Here is a 16669-nt window from a genome sequence, read left to right as displayed (position 1 = left end):
CAAGGTGAGCTCAGCAGAAGCTGATTCGGTAGCGCCCGAGGTCCGGCGGCAGTGGCAGGACCTGGCCGAAGCGGTCCGGGAACACCAGTTCCGCTACTACATCAAGGACGCGCCGATCATCTCGGACGCCGAATTCGACACGATGTTCACCGAGCTCCTCGCACTGGAGGAGCGCCACCCGGAGCTGCGGGTCGCCGATTCGCCGACCCAGCTGGTCGGCGGCGCGGGCTTCGCCACCGACTTCGCCGAGGCGCAGCACCTGGAACGCATGCTGAGCCTCGACGACGTCTTCGACCGCGACGAGCTGGTGGCCTGGAGCAACCGCGTCGAGAACGAGGTCGGCAAGGAACCGCATTACCTGTGCGAACTCAAGATCGACGGGGTCGCGCTCTCATTGGTGTACCGCGACGGCCGGCTGGAACGCGCCGCGACCCGCGGCGACGGGCGCGTCGGTGAGGACGTGACGCTCAACGCGCGCACCATCGACGACGTGCCCGAGCGGCTGTCCGCCAGCAAGGACTTCCCGACGCCGTCCCTGCTGGAGGTGCGCGGCGAGGTGTTCTTCCTGCTCGCCGATTTCGAGGCGCTCAACGCCAGCCTGGTCGAGGACGGCAAGGCGCCGTTCGCCAACCCGCGCAACAGCGCCGCCGGGTCGCTGCGCCAGAAGAACCCGGCCGTCACCGCCCGGCGCAAGCTGCGGATGATCTGCCACGGCATCGGCCGCACCGAAGGGTTCGCCCCGAAGACCCAGCACGAGGCCTACGCCGCGCTGAAGGCCTGGGGGCTGCCGGTGGCCGAACAGACGGCACGCGTGCGCGGCCTCGCCGCGGTCGAGGAGCGGATCGGCTACTGGGGAGAGCACCGCTACGACCTCGAGCACGAGATCGACGGCGTGGTGGTCAAAGTCGACGACGTCGCGTTGCAGCGCAGGCTCGGCACCACGTCGCGCGCGCCGCGCTGGGCCGTCGCCTACAAGTACCCGCCCCAGGAGGCGCAGACCAAGCTGCTCGACATCCGCGTTAACGTCGGGCGCACCGGGCGCGTCACGCCCTTTGCCTTCATGACGCCGGTGAAGGTGGCCGGGTCCACCGTCGGGCTGGCCACCCTGCACAACGCCGCCGAGGTCAAGCGCAAGGGCGTGCTGATCGGCGACACCGTGATGATCCGCAAAGCCGGCGACGTCATCCCGGAGGTGCTGGGCCCCGTCGTCGACCTGCGCGACGGCTCCGAAGGCGAATTCGTCATGCCCACAACGTGTCCCGAGTGCGACACCCCGCTGGCACCGGCCAAGGAGGGCGACGCCGACATCCGCTGCCCCAATGCCCGGTCCTGCCCGGCGCAACTGCGGGAGCGGGTGTTCCACGTCGCCGGTCGCGGGGCGTTCGACATCGAGGGGCTCGGCTACGAGGCCGCCATCGCGCTGCTCAAGGCCGAAGTGATCGCCGACGAGGGCGACCTGTTCACGCTGACCGAGGACGACCTGTTGCGCACCGAGCTCTTCCGGACCAAGGCGGGCACCTTGTCCGCCAACGGCAGACGGCTGCTCGACAACCTGGACAAGGCCAAAAAGGCTGCGCTGTGGCGGGTTTTGGTGGCGTTGTCCATCCGCCACGTCGGGCCGACGGCGGCGCGCGCCCTGGCGACCGAGTTCGGCGACCTGGACGCCATCATGTCGGCCTCGACCGAGCGGCTCGCGGCGGTCGAGGGCGTGGGCCCGACGATCGCCGCCGCGCTCACCGAATGGTTCACCGTCGACTGGCACCGCGCGATCGTCGACAAGTGGCGCGCAGCCGGCGTGCGGATGGCCGACGAGCGCGACACCAGCGTGCCGCGCACCCTGGAGGGCCTGACGGTGGTGGTCACCGGGTCCCTCGCCGGCTTTTCGCGCGACGACGCCAAGGAGGCGATCCTGGCGCGCGGGGGCAAGGCCGCCGGGTCGGTGTCGAAGAAGACCGACTACGTCGTGGCCGGGGATTCGCCGGGGTCGAAATACGACAAGGCCGTCGAGCTGGGGGTGCCCGTCCTCGACGAGGACGGCTTCCGGCGGCTGCTGGCCGACGGTCCGCAAAAAACACCGGCGGAATAACCGATGAGCGGCCGGTACGGCGATTCCACCCGCAGCCTCAAAGCCGTGAATTCCCAAGCGGTTTCGGGCCAGCCCGTCGCGCCGCAGCCGGTGCTCGCCGCCACGTATCACCTTTCGGCCGACGAAACCCTGGACAGCTACGGCCGCGGCTCCAACCCGACGTGGCGGCAACTGGAATCGGCGCTCGCCGAGCTGGAGGGGGCGGCGGGTGCGGTGGTGTTCGGCTCGGGGATGGCGGCCGTCAGCGCGGTGTTGCGGGCCTGGGCGCCGCCCGGGTCGACTCTGGTGGTGCCGGCCGACGGCTACTACCAGGTGCGCCGTCACGCCACCGAGGACCTGGCGCTCGCCGGGGTCACGGTCGTCGCGGCGTCGAGCTCGCAGATCTATGACGCCGCCGCGCAAGCCGACGTGGTGCTCGCCGAGACCCCCACCAATCCGGCGCTCGACGTGGTCGACCTGCACCGGCTGGCCACCATCTGCCACGGCCGCGGCGCACGTCTGGTCGTCGACAACACCGCCGCCACGCCGCTGGGTCAGCAGCCGCTGTCGCTGGGCGCCGACGCGGTGGTGGCCAGTGCCACCAAGGCCCTGTCCGGTCACAGCGACCTGCTGGCCGGCTATGTCGCAACCAGTCAGCAAGAGTTACTCGCCGCCGCCGAGCGCCAACGCCTGCTCGCCGGCGCGGTCCTGGGCGGGTTCGAGGCGTGGCTTCTGTTGCGCAGCCTGGAAACTGCCGGACTGCGATTCGAGCGCCAATGCCAGAACGCCCGGGCGGTGGCGACGATGCTGGCCGGCCATCCGGCGGTGCGGGCCGTGCGCTACCCGGGGTTGGCGCAGGATCCGGCGCATCCCGTCGCCATGGCGCAGATGCGCCGATTCGGCGGCCTGCTCTCGGTCGAACTGGCCGACGCCGCGGCGGTGCACGCCCTCGTCGAGGCCAGCGAGTTGCTGATCGCCGCCACCAGCTTCGGGGGCCTGCACACGTCGGTGGATCGGCGGGCCCGCTGGGGCGACCCGGTCGCCGACGGGTTCGCGCGCATCTCGCTGGGCATCGAGGACACCGACGACCTTGTCGCCGACATCGAACGCGCGCTCATGACCTCCCGATAACGACATATACATGCCGCACCGCGCGGGCGGCTCTATCGTGGGTTCTATGACCCAGACGGCCGAGGGGTGCGCGCAGGCATCGCCGTGGTCGCCGCGCGAGGCCGAGATCCTGGCGGTGACCCTGCGGCTGCTGCAGGAACACGGCTATGACCAGCTGGCGGTGGACGCGGTGGCCAATGCCGCCCGCGCCAGCAAGGCCACGGTGTACCGGCGTTGGCCGTCCAAGGCCGAACTGGTGTTGGCCGCCTTCATCGAAGGCGTCCGCCAGGTGGCCGTCCCGCCGAATACGGGCACGTTGCGCGGCGACCTGCTGAGCCTGGGGGAGACCATCGCCGTGGAATGCGGGCAGCACGCCAGCACCATCCGCGCGGTGATGGTCGAGGTGTCGCGGCACCCCGCTCTCAACGAAGCCCTGCAGCATCAGTTCCTCGACCAGCGCAAGGCGATGATTCAGCACGTGCTGCACCAGGCCGTCGACCGCGGCGAGATCACCGAGGACGTCATCACCGACGAACTCTGGGACCTGTTGCCCGGCTACCTCATCTTCCGGTCGATCATTCCCGGACGTCCGCCCACCCGACGCACCGTGCAGGCGTTCGTCGACGGGTTCCTCATCCCGGGCCTGACCGCGGGGCCCCGCGCCTAGGGCGCGAACCGCCAACGCGTCGCCCCGTGGGGCTCGGCGGTCGCGACACCGACAGCGCCCCGGGCCACGAATCGGTACAAATACCACGGCGGCGGCCCCGCGCTCTGGGCGCTGTATGGGGCGGTGACGGCGTCGCCGTCGCGTTCGCAGGGCCAGCCGGAGTCGCGATAGCGCGCCGTGACCTCGTCGAGTTCGCGCACATCGGTGGTCCGGTGGGCTACGCCGTCGAGGACCAGGTCGACTCCGGGAAGGCGGAACGACAGGGTGCAGGCCGGATTGGCGGCCAGGTTGCGGGATTTCAGCGTCGCGGGGCCGCTGGTGAAATAGATGTGCCCGCCGTGTTGGATCGAGCCGATACCCGCCGAGTGCGGGCTGCCGTCCGCCCGGACCGTCCCCAGAAACTGTGGCGTCTCCTCGGACGGCAGGGCCTTCATCGCGTCAAGGGCCCTGGCCCACGGCAGCTCGGCGTCGCCGTAGATGTTCAGGTCGGTTGCCGAAATCGGGTCTGGCAGCATGGTTACTCCTCGCAGGATTGCTCGTATGGAGACTGACCGGTGACGGCCCCGGAATTCATCGCCCGACACGACCAGGGGAAAAATTTCCCCTTGTAGAGTACGGTCCCGTACCGTACTGTCATAGCTGTCGATCACGCTGACGACGTTGGCAGCCGCGCTCGCATCGGGCGCGTCCCTGTCACCCGATTTTCGAAAGGCTAACGGGTGAAAGGCTTTTCGTTAGCACCCCTGGTGAGGCGGGGGTGGATGGTGATCGTCAGCGTGCTCGTCGTCGCGCTCGCGGGGTTCGGGATCTACCGGCTGCACGGCATCTTCGGCTCTCACGACAACACGACGGCCAACAGCGGCCTGGCGGCCGAGATCGTCCCGTTCAATCCCAAGCAGGTGGTCCTCGAGGTTTTCGGCGCCCCCGGCGCGGTGGCGACCATCAACTACCTGGACGTCAACGCCCAGCCGCAGCAAGTCAAGGACGCGGCCCTGCCATGGTCGTTCACCATCACCACCACGGAGCCCGCGGTCATCGGCAACGTCGTCGCGCAGGGCAACGGGGACACCCTCGGCTGCCGCATCACCGTCAACGGTGAAGTGAAAGACCAACGCACGGTTCACAAAGTCGACGCCTACACCTTCTGTCTGGACAAATCTGGATGAGCAACGAACAACAGCCGCGGTCCTTCGCGCCGCGCACCATTCGCCGGCTCGCGCTGCCGATCCTGCTGTTCTGGGTCGGGCTCGCCGCCCTCACCAACATCGCGGTGCCGCAACTGGAAGACGTTGGCAAAACCCATAATGTGGCGCTGAACTCGCCCGACGCCCCGTCGCTCAAGGCGATCAAGCGCATCGGTGAGAAATTCCACGAGTTCGACACCGACAGCTCGGCCATGATCGTGCTGGAAGGTGACAAGCCGCTCGGCGCGGACGCCCACCGCTTTTACGACGAGATGATCCGCAAGATCGAGCGGGACAAGAAACACGTCCAGCACGTCCAGGATTACTGGGGCGACACACTCACCGCGGCGGGATCGCAGAGCAGCGACGGCAAGGCCGCCTACGTTCAGGTCAACCTCGCCGGCAATCAGGGCTCGGCGCTGGCCAACGAGGGCGTCGGCGCCATCCGCGACATCGTCGAACACATGAAGCCGCCCCCCGGCGTCAAGACCTATGTGACCGGCGCGGCGCCGCTGATCTCCGATCAGTTCGACGTCGGGAGCAAGGGGACCGCCAAGGTCACCGGGATCACGGTGGGGGTGATCGCGGTGATGTTGTTCTTCGTCTACCGCTCGGTGCTCACCACGTTGCTGGTGCTCGCCACGGTCCTGATCGAAATGTCAGCCGCCCGAGGCCTTGTCGCGTTCCTCGGCAACGCGGGAGTCATCGGGCTGTCGACCTATGCGACGAATCTGCTGACGCTCTTGGTGATCGCCGCGGGAACCGACTACGCGATATTTTTCGTCGGCCGCTATCAAGAAGCGCGCGGATCCGGTGAGGATCGCGAAACCGCGTTCTACACGATGTATCACGGCACCACGCACATCGTTCTGGGGTCGGGTCTGACCGTTGCGGGTGCGGTGGCCTGCCTGAGCTTCACCCGGCTGCCCTACTTCCAAAGTCTGGGTGTGCCGGCCGCATTGGGCATTCTCGTCGCGCTGTTCGCCGCGCTCACCCTGGGGCCGGCGATCCTCACTTTGGGCGCCAAGGTGGGGATCTTCGACCCCAAGCGGGCGATCCGGACGCGAGGTTGGCGGCGCATCGGCACCGCCATCGTCCGTTGGCCCGGCGCGGTTTTGGCGTCGGCGTGTGCGCTGGCCCTGGTCGGTCTGCTCGCCCTACCCGGATACAAGACGAGTTACGACACCCGGCCGTACATGCCCGCGAGCGCACCGGCCAACATCGGTTACACGGCCGCCGAGAAGCACTTCTCGCGGGCCCGGCTCGAGCCCGAATTGCTGATGGTCGAAACGGATCACGACATGCGTAATCCGGAGAGCATGCTCATCCTGGACAAGGTGGCCAAGGCGGTGTTCCACGTTCCCGGCATCGCCCAGGTGCAGTCCATCACCAGGCCGTTGGGAACCCCGCTGGTCCACAGCTCGCTTGCCTTCGTGGTCAGCAATCAAAGTGCGGCGCAACAGCAAAACCTGACCTACCAACGCGATCGGGCCGACGACGCCCTCAAGCAGGCCAATGAGCTGACCAAGACCATCAACATCTTGAAGCAGCAGTACGTATTGCAGCAGCAGCTCGCCGGCACCACCCACGAGGAAACCGAAAGTTTCCGCGACACGCTCGGCACGATCCGGGACCTGCGCGACAAGATCGCGAATTTCGACGATTTCTTCCGGCCGGTGCGCAGCTATTTCTATTGGGAAAAGCATTGTTACGACATTCCCGCCTGCTTCGCGTTCCGCTCCCTCTTCGATGCGATCGACGGCATCGATCAGCTCACCGAGAAGTTCGAAAACCTCACCGCTTCCCTCGACAAGCTTGACGCGTTGCAACCGAAACTGACGGCGCTGATCCCGCCGCAGATCGAGAGCCAGCAGACCAATCGCGATCTGACCTTGGCCAATTACGCGACGCTGTCGGGCATTTACGCGCAGACCGCCGCGGCGATCGACAACGCGACGGCGCTGGGGCGAGCCTTCGACGCGGCCAAGAACGACGACACCTTCTACCTGCCGCCCGAGGTGTTCAACAATCCCGACTTCAAACGCGGGCTGAAGCTGTTCCTGTCACCGGACGGCAAAGCCGCCCGCATGATCGTCACGCATGAGGGCGACCCCGCTACGCCGGAAGGCATTTCGCACATCGATCCGATGGCCAAGGCCGCGCACGAGGCCCTGAAGGGCACGCCGATGGCCGGCGCGCAGATCTATCTCGGCGGCACCGCCGCGACGTACAAGGACATCCAGGACGGTGCCAAGTACGACCTGATGATCGTGGCCTTCGCGGCGCTGAGCCTCATCCTGCTGATCATGATGATCATCACGCGCAGCCTGATCGCCGCGCTCGTCATCGTGGGTACCGTGGCCGTGTCGCTGGGCGCCTCGTTCGGGCTGTCGGTTCTGGTGTGGCAGTACATCTTCGGCGTCCAGCTCTATTGGGTGGTGCTGGCGCTGGCCGTGATCCTGCTGCTCGCCGTCGGATCCGACTACAACCTGCTGTTGATCTCGCGATTCAAGGAAGAGATCCATGCGGGCATCAATACCGGCATCATCCGGGCGATGGCCGGCTCGGGCTCGGTGGTCACCTCGGCCGGCATCGTGTTCGCCGTCACCATGTGTGCGTTCGTCTTCAGCGGTTTTCAGGTCCTCGGCCAGATCGGCACGACCATCGGGCTCGGCCTGCTGTTCGACACGCTGATCGTGCGGTCGTTCATGACGCCTTCTGTCGCAAGGCTTCTCGGACGCTGGTTCTGGTGGCCGCAGCGGGTGCGGCCACGGCCGGCCAGCACCATGCTGCGGCCCTATGGCCCGCGCCCCGCGGTTCGTCAGCTGCTGCTGTGGGAGGACGACGACCCGGTGGTGACACCCCAATCACCATCAGCCGCAAGTCAATCCCGCGTTTGACCCGCGCCGACGAGCCGACCCCTTGCCGGACGCAGGCGATGGTCGGTACCGTCCAGTTGTGGGAACGAAGGCCGAACGCCGGGCCGCACGGGAAGCTGTGGCGGGCTATCACGAGGCGCGGCTGGGTGAACTCATCGGGATCGTCGCGGCCGCGATCGACCGCCACCGTGCCGGCGAGATCGATGCCTATGCCGTCGACGAGACGATCCACCACTATCACCGGGCGGCTCGTGAGCTATGGAAGTTCTGTTGGTCCGGTGGCGGGGGAACGCACAGCGAAATGATCGCTCACATCATCGATCAGATGACCACTAATGGCGAAACCATCAACTGGTGGGAAAGGGTTTCGCCGCGACGCCCGAAGTGATCGGCGGGACGGTGGACAGCCCGGATGGGCGGTGGGCACGCCTGTCGTCGCAGCGTCAAAATTGGATGGTCCGATCTCGATCGACTCACCGGGAAAGCGCTTTTGCGACAAGCTGTTACGTGATCAGCGCGGTCACGATCGACATCGCCTCGCTAAGCGCGGCCGCCGACACGGCCCCGATCGGTTCACCGAGCGCCGAAGTCGGCAGCCACTGCACCAGTTCGGGGAGAAGAGTGCCTTCGGGCTGCGTGAGCGGAACGACCATGGCCATCGTGTCGTCGGGGATTTTCCCAGGGATGAACGGGCAGACGATGACGCGACCAGTGTTGGCCGCGAGGTGGATCGCGTTGGAGAGCACCGCGACGTAGAGGTCGCGGCGGGTGTCTCGCCGCGGCGCGATGTCGCCCGGCGCGATCATAGGTCCGCGGCCCGGTTGGCTTCATACACTTGCCCGGCGTAGGAGTCGATGTTGAGCGCTGGTGCGGTCCGCGTCGTATAGGTATGAAGCGCGCGACGTAGATGCTCATTGCGCAGTGCCCGCTCGATCATCTCGGAGCGATTCAGTCCGGCCGCTTTGGCGTCGGAGTCGGCGTCGGCGAGCACGGCGGCGTCGACGGTGACAGAAATCTTCTCTTTGGCCATATGAAAATCCTACCGATCATCCTACCGATGGCGCCCTTTTGATCGAGGAGCCGCGCCGGGCGGCCCAGACGGCGCGGTTATCAGCACTCGGGGGCGGATCAGCGCATGAAGCTGCGCGGAGGACGGCTGTTCAGAACTCAGCGCAGCATGGTGGCGACGATCCCGGCGAGGTAGCCCAACCGGGCGACCTCCGACGGCCGGAATTCGGGGCCCGGCCGGCCGAGCACCACGGCGGTGTGCGGGTCTCCCAGCGGGGCCGCGACCATCGTCATGTCCATGTCGCGCCATGCCTTGGGCACCCAGTCGGCGCTGCTGTCCAGCGCCACGGCCCGCTCGAGCGGCAGCCACGGGGCCGAGTCCGCCTTGGTTTCGGGGGCGCCGCGACTGCCGGCCAAGCGCTGCAGCTCGCCGCCGGCACTGCGCAACACCGTGCACCAGCTGACGCGCAACACCCTGGGCGCCTCGTTGGCCAGCACCTGCAGCCTGGACGCCGTGTCGCCGGCCGCGGCGATGTGGTCGAGCAGCTCGAGCTCGCGGTGCGCCTCCAGCAGACCGGTGTGCGGACGCACGCTGTCCACCCGGACCCCCGACAGGGATTCGGCGGCGGTGATCAGCGAGTCCGGCATCGCCCCCGGCGGCAGCTCGATGACCAGGTCGTCGATCGCGTACCCCGAGCTTCGCTCCACGACGTCGAGCGACAAGATGTCGGCGCCGACCGAACCGAGCGCGACCGCCAGCGACCCCAGGCTTCCCGGACGGTCGACCAGCTCGATGCGCAACAGATAGGAGGGCACGGCCAACACTGTTGCACAGCGATGTGTTGGCGGCATTTCGGCTCGAGCCGGCTCGGGCCCCCTCCGCCGGCAGCGGGCCCGCCGCTAGGCTTTCGGATCGTGTCCCAGATCTCCCGCGACGAGGTAGCGCACCTGGCCCGGCTGTCCCGGCTGGCGTTGACCGACAGCGAGCTCGACAGCTTCGCCGGCCAACTCGACGCCATCCTGACGCACGTCAGCCAGGTACAGGCTGTCGACGTCACCGGTGTCGAAGCGACGGACAACCCGCTGAAGGACGTCAACGTCACCCGCCCGGACGAGCCGGCGCCCTGCCTGACCCAGGCCGAAGCGCTGGCCGAGGCGCCGTCGGCCGTCGACGGCCGCTTCGCGGTCCCGCAGATCCTGGGGGACAGCCAGTGAACGAGATCATCCGGTCCGACGCCGCCACGCTGGCAGCCCGGATCGCCGCCAAGGAGCTCTCGTCGGTCGAGGTCACCCAGGCGTGCCTGGACCAGATCGAGGCCACCGACGATCGCTACCACGCCTTCCTGCACGTGGCGGCCGACGAGGCGCTTGCGGCGGCAGCCGCCGTTGACAAGCAGGTCGACGAGGCGGTGGCCGCGGGGGAACGGCTGCCGTCGCCGCTGGCCGGGGTGCCGCTGGCGCTCAAGGACGTCTTCACCACGGTCGACATGCCCACCACCTGCGGATCCAAGATCCTCGAGGGCTGGCGCGCCCCCTACGACGCCACCGTCACCTCGCGGCTGCGCGCCGCCGGCATCCCGATCCTCGGCAAGACCAACATGGACGAGTTCGCGATGGGCAGCTCGACCGAGAACTCCGCGTACGGGCCCACCCGCAACCCCTGGAACGTCGACCGGGTGCCCGGCGGCTCCGGTGGCGGCAGCGCGGCGGCGCTTGCCGCGTTCCAGGCGCCGCTGGCCATCGGGACCGATACCGGCGGCTCCATCCGGCAGCCCGCCGCGCTGACCGCGACCGTCGGCGTCAAGCCGACCTACGGCACGGTGTCGCGCTACGGCCTGGTGGCGTGCGCGTCGTCGCTGGATCAGGGCGGCCCGTGCGCGCGCACCGTGCTGGACACGGCGCTGCTGCATCAGGTGATCGCGGGGCACGACACCCGCGACTCGACATCCGTCGACGCGGCGGTGCCCGACGTCGTCGGCGCGGCGAGGGCCGGGGCGGCCGGTGACCTCAAGGGCGTGCGCGTCGGCGTGGTCAAGCAGCTGCGCGGCGAGGGGTATCAGCCCGGGGTGCTGACCTCGTTCGAGGCCGCCGTCGAGCAGCTGACCGCGCTGGGCGCCGAGGTGAGCGAGGTCGACTGCCCGCACTTCGAGTACGCGCTGTCCGCCTACTACCTGATCCTGCCCTCGGAGGTGTCGAGCAACCTGGCGCGCTTCGACGCGATGCGCTACGGGCTGCGGATCGGCGACGACGGCAGCCACAGCGCCGAGGAGGTGATGGCGCTGACCCGCGCCGCGGGCTTCGGCCCGGAGGTCAAGCGGCGCATCATGATCGGCACCTACGCGCTCTCGGCCGGCTACTACGATGCCTACTACAACCAGGCTCAGAAGGTGCGCACCCTGATCGCCCGCGATCTGGACGAGGCGTACCGGTCGGTCGATGTCGTGGTGTCACCGGCGACGCCGACCACCGCGTTCGGGCTCGGTGAGAAGGTCGACGATCCGTTGGCGATGTACCTGTTCGACCTGTGCACGCTGCCACTGAACCTGGCCGGTCACTGCGGCATGTCGGTGCCGTCGGGCCTGTCGCCGGACGACGACCTGCCCGTCGGATTGCAGATCATGGCGCCCGCGCTGGCCGACGACCGCCTGTACCGCGTCGGGGCCGCCTACGAAGCGGCGCGCGGGCCGCTGCCGGCCGCGATCTGACGTCTGCTCGCGCCGGTAGCCCGCCGCCCGGCAAGATAGGGCTATGCGGATCGGAGTGCTCACCGGAGGCGGCGACTGCCCCGGGCTCAACGCCGTCATCCGGGCGGTGGTGCGTACGTGCGACTCCCGGTACGGCTCGTCGGTGGTCGGATTTCAGGACGGATGGCGCGGGTTGCTGGAGAACCGGCGCGTCCAGCTGCACAACGACGACCGCAACGACCGCCTGCTGGCCAAGGGCGGAACGATGCTGGGGACCGCGCGCGTGAATCCCGACAAACTTCGGGCCGGGCTGAACCAGGTCAAGCAGACCCTCGACGACAACGGGATCGACGTCCTCATCCCGATCGGGGGGGAAGGCACGCTGACGGCCGCGCACTGGCTCTCCGAGGAAAACGTTCCCGTGGTCGGCGTGCCGAAGACCATCGACAACGACATCGATTGCACGGACGTGACTTTCGGCCACGACACCGCGTTGACCGTCGCCACCGAGGCGATCGACCGGTTGCACAGCACCGCCGAGTCCCACCAGCGCGTGATGCTGGTCGAGGTGATGGGCCGGCACGCGGGTTGGATTGCGCTGAACGCGGGCCTGGCTTCCGGCGCGCACATGACGCTGATCCCCGAGCAGCCATTCGACGTCGAAGAGGTCTGCCGGCTCGTCAAACGTCGCTTCCAGCGCGGAGATTCGCACTTCATCTGCGTGGTCGCCGAGGGCGCCAAACCCATACCCGGCTCGATTGCGTTGCGGGAAGGCGGGATTGACGAGTTCGGCCACGAGAAATTCACCGGTGTGGCCGCGCAGCTGGGCGCCGAGGTGGAAAAGCGCATCAACAAGGACGTCCGGGTGACCGTCTTGGGTCACGTCCAGCGCGGCGGCACCCCGACGGCATATGACCGGGTGCTGGCCACCCGGTTCGGCGTGAATGCGGCCGACGCGGCGCATGCCGGCGAATACGGCCAGATGGTGTCGCTGCGCGGCCAGGACATCGGCCGGGTGCCGCTGGCCGATGCCGTCCGCCAGCTCAAGCTGGTGCCCGACAGCCGCTACGACGACGCCGCGGCCTTCTTCGGCTAGGCCCGCCGGGCAGATAACCGGTGGTTTCCGGACCCGTGCATAACGGCTATACCGGGGTATGAGCAACCGTGGTGAGAGTCGCGGAGTCGTTCAGCATTCCGTCGGATCGGCGGGCCCACCGGGCCCGGCACCCCACCACCCGCGCCCGCCCAGCTGGCGCGCCGACGCCCGCCCGTCGGCGACCACGGTGCCCCAGCCTCGCGGGCCCGGCCGCCGTCCGCCGGTCCCGCCGCGCCCCGGGCCGGTGCTGGGCGAGACGGCGCTGGATCGCTTCGACCACCCCGAGACCGACGCCAGGCTCAACTGGCGAGGGTTGATCCACCGCGTCACCGGGATCGATCTCGGCCCGGGCAAAAACGCCGCCTACGAGACGGAGTTGCGGGAGCGCATCCGCGCGACTGTGGGTAGTGCTTTTCCGATCGCCGTCCTCAACCTCAAAGGCGGGGTGGGCAAGACCGCGGTGGTCGAGACCCTCGGGTCGACTTTCGCCGCGGTGCGCAACGACCGGGTGCTCGCACTCGACATCGACGCGGGGGACCTGGCCGAGCGCCACGGCCGTCACAACCCGCACAGCATGGCCGACCTGCTCCGCGGCGGCCCGGCAACGAGCTACGAGGACATCCGGGCGCTGACCTATATGAACGGCTTCGGGCTGGAGGTGCTCGGGCTGCCGGACTACGCAAGCACCGACTGGCGCCTGGAGCGCCGTGACGTTCTGCGGGCGTTCTCGATGCTGAGAAACCAGTATTCGGTGGTGCTGGTCGATTGCGTCAAAGCGCTCAATTCCAGTGTGATGGAGGCTGTTCTGCCGGAGTCGCGGGCCCTCGTGGTGGTCACGAGCACCTCGATCGACGCGATACGCAAGACCCACACCACCCTGGAGTGGCTGTGCCACAACGGGTATCAACGATTGATGGCGTCGACCGTGCTCGCGGTCAATCACGTCGAGCCGGCCAAGGTGGAGGGTGTGGCCGTGACGGAACTTGACCGGCTGTCCGCACGCGTCGCCGCCACCGTGGTGCTGCCGTTCGACCGGCACGTGCACGAGGGCAGGAAGATCGCGCTGGACCGAATGAGCAAGGAGAGCCGGCGCAGCTACCTCGAGATGGCCGCCGTGCTGGCCGGGATGTTCCCGGGCAGGGGAGGAGAGCGCGACCGCAGTTAGGATCGAGCGCATGAGTGTTGCCGCCAGCGCCGACCTGATGGAGTACGACGACGTCATCGCGCGTTTCGATCCGGTGCTCGGCCTCGAGGTGCACGTCGAGCTGTCCACCGTCACCAAGATGTTCTGCGGCTGCACGACCGCATTCGGCGCCGAGCCCAACACCCAGGTGTGCCCGGTGTGCCTCGGGCTGCCCGGCTCGCTGCCGGTGCTCAACCAGACCGCGGTGGAGTCGGCCATCCGAATCGGGCTGGCGCTCAACTGCGAGATCGTGCCCTGGTGCCGCTTCGCCAGGAAGAACTACTTCTACCCGGACATGCCGAAGAACTACCAGATTTCGCAGTACGACGAGCCCATCGCCATCAACGGCTACCTCGAGGCCCCGCTGGAAGACGGCAGCACCTGGCGGGTGGAGATCGAGCGCGCGCACATGGAGGAAGACACCGGCAAGCTCACCCACATCGGCAGCGAGACCGGCCGCATTCACGGCGCGACGACGTCGCTGATCGACTACAACCGCGCCGGGGTACCACTGATCGAGATCGTCACCAAGCCCATCGTCGGGGCCGGGGACCGGGCACCGCAGATCGCCCGGGCCTACGTGACCGCGTTGCGGGACCTGTTGCGCGCCTTGGACGTATCCGACGTCCGGATGGATCAGGGCTCCATGCGCTGCGACGCCAACGTGTCGCTGAAGCCGACCGGCCAGGCCGAATTCGGCACCCGCACCGAAACCAAGAACGTCAACTCGCTGAAAAGCGTCGAGGTGGCCGTGCGTTACGAAATGCAGCGCCAGGCCAGCGTCCTGGCCTCCGGCGGCCAGATCACCCAGGAAACCCGGCACTTTCACGAGGCGGGCTACACCAGCCCGGGCCGCGTCAAGGAGACCGCCGAGGACTACCGCTACTTCCCCGAGCCCGACCTGGAGCCCGTGGCGCCCAGCCGCGAGCTCGTCGAGCGGCTGCGCCAGACCATCCCCGAGCTACCGTGGTTGAGCCGCAAGCGAATTCAGGAAGAGTGGGGGATCTCCGACGAGGTGATGCGCGACCTGGTCAACGCCGGCGCGATCGAACTGGTCACCGCCACCATCGAACACGGCGCGTCCAGCGAACAGGCGCGGGCCTGGTGGGGGAACTTCTTGATGCAGAAGGCCAACGAAGCCAACGTCGCGCTCGACGAACTGGCCATCACGCCGGCCCAGGTCGCCGCGGTGGTGGCGCTGGTCGACGAGGGCAAGCTGTCCACCAAACTGGCGCGCCAGGTCGTCGAGGGCGTGCTGGCCGGGGAGGGCGAACCCGAAGAGGTCATGTCCGCGCGCGGCCTGGCGCTGGTGCGCGACGACTCGGTCACCCAGGCGGCCGTCGACGAGGCGCTGGCCGCCAATCCCGATGTGGCGGAAAAGATCCGGGGCGGCAAGGTGGCCGCGGCGGGCGCGATCGTCGGAGCGGTGATGAAGGCCACCCGCGGGCAGGCCGACGCCGCCCGGGTGCGCGAACTGGTCCTGGCGGCCTGCGGCCAGGGCTAGCCCCACCCCAAAGTCGCGAGAGTGCAGTTGTCGACGGCGCGTCTCGGCAGATGCATCGCCAGTTGCACTTTCGCGCAAACCCGGCGCGCGCTACGTCTTGTCGTCGTTGTTGCGCGGGAAGCCGCCGCCCTGCGGGAAGAGCGGGAACACCACGTCGTCCAGTTTCTCGGCGTCGCCCGCCGTCTTGTTTACGGTTGCGCCCCAGACGTTTCCATCCGGTGACATGCGCAGCGCCCACGCGTGCGCGTGCGTGTCCTTGCGCACGACGTCGGGTTCACCGGTGACCGCGCCCGTCGTCGGAGCCAGCCGGACCGCCACCGTCAGCTTGGTGTTGATCAGGTTCACCAGCACGGTGCCGTCCATCGCCGCGCAACCGGCCACGCCGGGTTTGTCCGGCCAGGTCCACACCGTGGAGACGTCCGACGTTTTGGTGATGCGCTGCAACCGATCCGCGGTCGGGGTGCGGTCGGCGACATACAGCGAGCCGTCGACCGGGTCGGTGCACAAGCCGCCGCCCGAACCCACGCCGGACAGCGCCGTGGTGGGCGGGGCCTGACCGACGGTGGTCGGCTGCTCGATGCGCAGCACCTTGCCGGCCAGCGAATTGGGGTCCGCGGCCATCGCCGGGTTACCGGCGTCGCCGGTCAGCACGACCAGCGTGGTGGGGCTGGTGAAGATCAACGCCCCGGTGTTGCCGGTGGCGCCCTTGGGGATCCCGGTCAGGATGTCCTTGGGGATGTCGCCGTCGGCGATGCGAATGACCCGGTTGTCGGTCGGGGTGCTGACGTAGGCGTACATCAGGCGGTCTTGGGTGTAGGTGGGCGACAACACGATGTCCATCAACCCGCCATCCCCGGACGGGTCGACCGGGATGACCATCTTCACCTTCGGCTCGGCGCTGACCGAGATCTCCTTGACCGCTCCGGTCGTGCGCTCGGCGACCAGCGCGGTTTTGCTGTCGGGCCCCATAATCAGCCCGCTGGTGCTCTCCAGGCAGCCCTGCATGACCCCCGGCGCCGGGCAGGCCTTCGGGAACGGGGTGGGCGGCAGCGGCGGCGGCGGGGGCGGCGTCGAGCTCGGCTGCGGCTTCAATTCCGGGGCGGTCGTGAACGGTTGTGATTGCGCGTCGTTGAAGCGCGCGCACCCGCTCGTCACCAGCACGAGGGCACACAGCGCGGCGAACCCGCGCCGCACCGACCGCCCCGATCGCCCTAGTCGCATGACCGTCAGGCTACGGACACCGCCGCCGCCGCCGCCACACGCGTCCCGCTCGCCCGCCGCCGGACCCG

General features: G+C 68.3%; 16 protein-coding genes. 11 read left to right on the top strand and 5 right to left on the bottom strand.

What is annotated here, in order from left to right:
• Positions 1–4: 4 nt before the first annotated feature.
• From ligA to W7U_RS14210, 3 genes are read left to right on the top strand one after another with little or no spacing between them, the layout of a single operon-like run.
• Positions 5–2086, top strand: coding sequence for an NAD-dependent DNA ligase LigA (ligA, locus tag W7U_RS14220; protein ID WP_008259058.1), 2082 nt, complete (start codon positions 5–7; stop codon positions 2084–2086).
• Positions 2087–2089: 3 nt separating this feature from the next.
• Complete coding sequence (locus W7U_RS14215; protein WP_008259057.1) at positions 2090–3196, top strand: cystathionine gamma-lyase; 1107 nt, start codon at positions 2090–2092, stop codon at positions 3194–3196.
• 34 nt (positions 3197–3230) lie between these two features.
• On the top strand, positions 3231–3842 hold the full coding sequence (locus W7U_RS14210) for a TetR/AcrR family transcriptional regulator (protein ID WP_085976513.1): 612 nt from the start codon (positions 3231–3233) through the stop codon (positions 3840–3842).
• Here W7U_RS14210 and W7U_RS14205 read toward each other — a convergent pair.
• Positions 3839–4357, bottom strand: coding sequence for a pyridoxamine 5'-phosphate oxidase family protein (locus tag W7U_RS14205; protein WP_008259053.1), 519 nt, complete (start codon positions 4355–4357; stop codon positions 3839–3841). The genes W7U_RS14210 and W7U_RS14205 overlap by 4 nt on opposite strands.
• 204 nt (positions 4358–4561) lie before the next feature.
• Between W7U_RS14205 and W7U_RS14200 the strand changes: the two genes are divergently transcribed.
• Genes W7U_RS14200 through W7U_RS14190 form a run of 3 tightly spaced genes read left to right on the top strand, consistent with a single transcriptional unit; the run spans position 4562 to position 8293 of the window.
• Positions 4562–5008, top strand: coding sequence for an MmpS family transport accessory protein (locus W7U_RS14200; protein ID WP_226057886.1), 447 nt, complete (start codon positions 4562–4564; stop codon positions 5006–5008).
• Entirely contained in the window at positions 5005–7926 is a 2922-nt protein-coding gene (locus W7U_RS14195; protein ID WP_008259050.1) for an MMPL family transporter, read from the top strand. The genes W7U_RS14200 and W7U_RS14195 overlap by 4 nt, the downstream gene beginning before the upstream one ends.
• A 58-nt stretch (positions 7927–7984) precedes the next feature.
• The gene (locus W7U_RS14190) at positions 7985–8293 is read left to right on the top strand and encodes a hypothetical protein (RefSeq protein WP_008259049.1); all 309 of its coding nucleotides are present in this window, start codon (positions 7985–7987) and stop codon (positions 8291–8293) included.
• Positions 8294–8408: 115 nt separating this feature from the next.
• Here the strand turns inward: W7U_RS14190 and W7U_RS14185 are convergent, their stop codons facing one another.
• The 3 genes from W7U_RS14185 to W7U_RS14175 form a co-directional block, all read right to left on the bottom strand.
• A complete protein-coding gene (locus W7U_RS14185; RefSeq protein ID WP_008259048.1) occupies positions 8409–8711 on the bottom strand; it encodes a hypothetical protein in 303 nt (100 codons plus the stop codon).
• Complete coding sequence (locus W7U_RS14180; protein WP_008259047.1) at positions 8708–8935, bottom strand: ribbon-helix-helix protein, CopG family; 228 nt, start codon at positions 8933–8935, stop codon at positions 8708–8710. Before W7U_RS14180 ends, W7U_RS14185 begins: the two co-directional genes overlap by 4 nt.
• Before the next feature lie 137 nt (positions 8936–9072).
• A complete protein-coding gene (locus W7U_RS14175) occupies positions 9073–9729 on the bottom strand; it encodes an amino acid-binding protein (protein WP_085976512.1) in 657 nt (218 codons plus the stop codon).
• Positions 9730–9828: 99 nt separating this feature from the next.
• On the opposite strand from W7U_RS14175, the gene gatC reads away from it, so the two are divergent.
• The 5 genes from gatC (at position 9829) to gatB (ending at position 15380) form a co-directional block, all read left to right on the top strand.
• Positions 9829–10128, top strand: coding sequence for an Asp-tRNA(Asn)/Glu-tRNA(Gln) amidotransferase subunit GatC (gene gatC, locus W7U_RS14170; RefSeq protein ID WP_008259044.1), 300 nt, complete (start codon positions 9829–9831; stop codon positions 10126–10128).
• Complete coding sequence (gene gatA, locus W7U_RS14165; protein ID WP_008259043.1) at positions 10125–11618, top strand: Asp-tRNA(Asn)/Glu-tRNA(Gln) amidotransferase subunit GatA; 1494 nt, start codon at positions 10125–10127, stop codon at positions 11616–11618. Before gatC ends, gatA begins: the two co-directional genes overlap by 4 nt.
• Positions 11619–11661: 43 nt before the next feature.
• A complete protein-coding gene (locus W7U_RS14160; protein ID WP_008259042.1) occupies positions 11662–12693 on the top strand; it encodes an ATP-dependent 6-phosphofructokinase in 1032 nt (343 codons plus the stop codon).
• A gap of 244 nt (positions 12694–12937) precedes the next feature.
• Positions 12938–13858: a MinD/ParA family protein gene (locus tag W7U_RS14155; protein ID WP_008259041.1), complete on the top strand. Its 921-nt coding sequence runs from the start codon at positions 12938–12940 to the stop codon at positions 13856–13858.
• A gap of 10 nt (positions 13859–13868) precedes the next feature.
• Positions 13869–15380, top strand: coding sequence for an Asp-tRNA(Asn)/Glu-tRNA(Gln) amidotransferase subunit GatB (gene gatB / locus W7U_RS14150; RefSeq protein ID WP_008259040.1), 1512 nt, complete (start codon positions 13869–13871; stop codon positions 15378–15380).
• 90 nt (positions 15381–15470) lie between these two features.
• On the opposite strand, the gene W7U_RS14145 is transcribed toward gatB, so the two are convergent.
• Complete coding sequence (locus W7U_RS14145; protein ID WP_080552487.1) at positions 15471–16601, bottom strand: sorbosone dehydrogenase family protein; 1131 nt, start codon at positions 16599–16601, stop codon at positions 15471–15473.
• Positions 16602–16669: the final 68 nt, after the last annotated feature.

It is taken from the genome of Mycobacterium sp. H4Y (assembly GCF_000364405.1).
GTDB lineage: Bacteria > Actinomycetota > Actinomycetes > Mycobacteriales > Mycobacteriaceae > Mycobacterium > Mycobacterium intracellulare.
This window is presented reverse-complemented; position numbering and strand designations above follow the sequence as displayed.